The organism is Fulvivirga imtechensis AK7, from assembly GCF_000331535.1.
Lineage (GTDB): Bacteria > Bacteroidota > Bacteroidia > Cytophagales > Cyclobacteriaceae > Fulvivirga > Fulvivirga imtechensis.
Window position 1 is genome coordinate 1 of the sequence record NZ_AMZN01000136.1, and the last position, 2,510, is coordinate 2,510.

Annotated in this window: 5 protein-coding genes; all 5 read left to right on the top strand. The window is 34.8% G+C overall.

Translation table 11 applies throughout. The features are described from left to right. Positions 1-172 precede the first annotated feature (172 nt). Positions 173-349: a hypothetical protein gene (locus C900_RS30750; RefSeq protein WP_009583605.1), complete on the top strand. Its 177-nt coding sequence runs from the start codon at positions 173-175 to the stop codon at positions 347-349. 47 nt (positions 350-396) lie between these two features. Further along, positions 397-513, top strand: a complete 117-nt coding sequence (locus C900_RS30755) for a type II toxin-antitoxin system RelE/ParE family toxin (RefSeq protein ID WP_009583607.1) — start codon at positions 397-399, stop codon at positions 511-513. Continuing rightward, on the top strand, positions 497-805 hold the full coding sequence (locus C900_RS26695; RefSeq protein WP_009583609.1) for a helix-turn-helix domain-containing protein: 309 nt from the start codon (positions 497-499) through the stop codon (positions 803-805). Before C900_RS30755 ends, C900_RS26695 begins: the two co-directional genes overlap by 17 nt. A 174-nt stretch (positions 806-979) precedes the next feature. Beyond that, the gene (locus tag C900_RS26700; RefSeq protein ID WP_009583610.1) at positions 980-2,020 is read left to right on the top strand and encodes a Fic family protein; all 1,041 of its coding nucleotides are present in this window, start codon (positions 980-982) and stop codon (positions 2,018-2,020) included. Positions 2,021-2,131: 111 nt separating this feature from the next. Next, positions 2,132-2,510: hypothetical protein (locus C900_RS26705; protein ID WP_157494265.1), on the top strand; the 379-nt coding region annotated here is incomplete at its 3' end.

A 2,510-nucleotide genomic window follows, 5' to 3' on the forward strand; every position in this document is an offset into this window, starting at 1 on the left:
GGTGACCTTTCCCCTGTTGGCCAGAAATCCATAATGGCGGATGCTGGATACTTTTAAGGAAATTAACAAAGGTCAAGCCTACGGATTTTAGCTAAGCGTTGGGTTTCATGCCGTTCAAACTACTACACCTACCTATGTTGCCCAATTGGACTACTTTTTATATCTTTGCTTCATGAGTAAAAAACGCGAACTCTATTTCTTTAAAGACTACTTTGAAAAATTCTATGACGATCAAAGTGAAAAGGTTCAAAAGAAAATTCTTTGGACACTGAAAATCGTTGAAGAAATTGACCGGATTCCTGAAATATATTTAAAACATTTAAAGAACACTTCAGGACTTTATGAATAAGAGTTCAAGTTGGGAGCAACATATTTAGGATTTTCTGCTTTTTCGATATGGACAACCTTGTAGTAATCGGACATGGTTTTCAAAAGAAAAGCCAGAAAACTCCTAAACAAGAAATAGAACGAGCAGAACAGATAAAAGGAGAGTATTATGACAGCAAAGAATAAAAACCTAAAAAGTCTCGATCAATTCATTGATGAAAAGATTGGGAAAAAAGGAACAGATAAGCGAGAGCATTTTGAGAGTGAATATGAGACCTTTAAGCTTGGTGTTTTGATTCAACAGGCCAGAGAACAAAAAGGACTGACACAGGAGCAGTTAGCGGAATTGGCTGGAACAAACAAGTCGTACATCTCAAAACTGGAAAGAAATCTAAAGGACATCCGCTTTTCGACATTACAGAGAATTATCACCGAGGGACTTGGCGGGCATCTTGACATTTCGATCCGACTTGAATAAAATAGCACGAAAGCCCAACAATGTGGAAAAAATAATAGTCGCGCAAAGGCCAATGCATGGCCAAAACTACTATTTTTCCACTGACCGTTCTAGCTCATTCAAAGTAAAGATATAGCTCAAATTAATATTAAATTTGAGCTAAAATGAATATCTTTGTGAGCTTAAAACATTCGGATGATTGACAATCGACATCAGCAAATATTAGATTTTCTAAAGAAAAATAGAGAATGCTCCTCTAAGGAGGTTTTCGATAATGTGGCTCTTTCTGTTAGTTACGCTACACTTAAAAGAATGTTAACTGACTTAATTTCTAATAATTACATAGCAACAAAAGGACAAGGTAAAGGTACAAAATATATTATTTCTCCAACTTTTGAGGTCATTCAACCAATTAATATTGACCAATATTATGAAAAAGAAATTGACGAAAGAGAAATAAAGGAGGGCTTCAATTTTTCAATCATAACAGAGGTTTTAGCAAAGCACAGTGTTTTTACAGAAAACGAACTATTAAAACTAAATGAACTACAGGATAGTTTTCAAAGAAACATCTCACAGTTAACTGAAAATGAATACAAAAAAGAATTTGAGCGATTAGCTATTGATTTAAGTTGGAAATCTTCTCAAATAGAGGGAAATACATACTCACTACTCGAAACAGAAAGACTCTTAAAGGAAAAAGAAACAGCAGCAGGAAAGACAAAAGAAGAAGCTACAATGTTGCTTAATCACAAAGATGCACTTGATTTCATTATCGATAACCCTGGCTACCTCAATCCTTTAAGCGTTTCTAAAATTGAAGACATTCATAGTATATTAATAAAGGAACTTGCTGTAGAACGTAATTTGAGAAAGAGACGTGTCGGTATCTCAGGAACAAATTACAAACCTTTAGACAATGAATTTCAGATATTAGAAGCATTAAAAAGCACTTGTAATGTCATAAACAATAAAGAAAGCATCTTTGAAAAAGCCTTATTGGCGCTAGTATTGATTTCTTACATTCAACCCTTTATGGACGGGAATAAAAGAACTGCAAGAATAATAAGTAACGCAATACTTATGAATTATAATTATTGTCCATTATCATTTAGGACGGTAGACTCAATAGATTATAAAAAAGCGATGTTGCTCTTTTATGAACAGAATAACATCTCAAATTTTAAAGAGATATTTATTAATCAGTTTGAGTTCGCAGTAAAAACCTATTTCTAAATAAACAACGAGCTACAACATTCTGTAAAAAATAATAGCCACGCAAAGCTTTTTAGCAAACCAAAGCTACTATTTTCACAGTAATCGTTGTGGCCAATTATTTTGGACAGTTTGGAGCTAATCGACAAAGATTCAAAAGACAAAATGAAAATGACATATTTAATCGTTGGACTAGTAATTGTTGGTGGACTTATTTACTTCTTGACGACAAGAAAAAATTCAGAAACATCTGAGAATGATGCAACTCAGGGAACTATTGAGTCAAAGGACAATCCATACATGGGACTAAGAGGGCAGATTTTTGCAGCCACTCCTGAACAAATCGGACTGACAACAACGACTGACGAGAAGCCATATGCAATTGTGATGGACATGGGCATGGGAGGAGACGGAACAGCAACTTTGGTTTCAGTCGTAGATGGGAATGCGAGTATGTATCTTAGCCAAATGCTGCTGTGGGAAACAAAAACTTGCCGTTTGACCTTTTGGG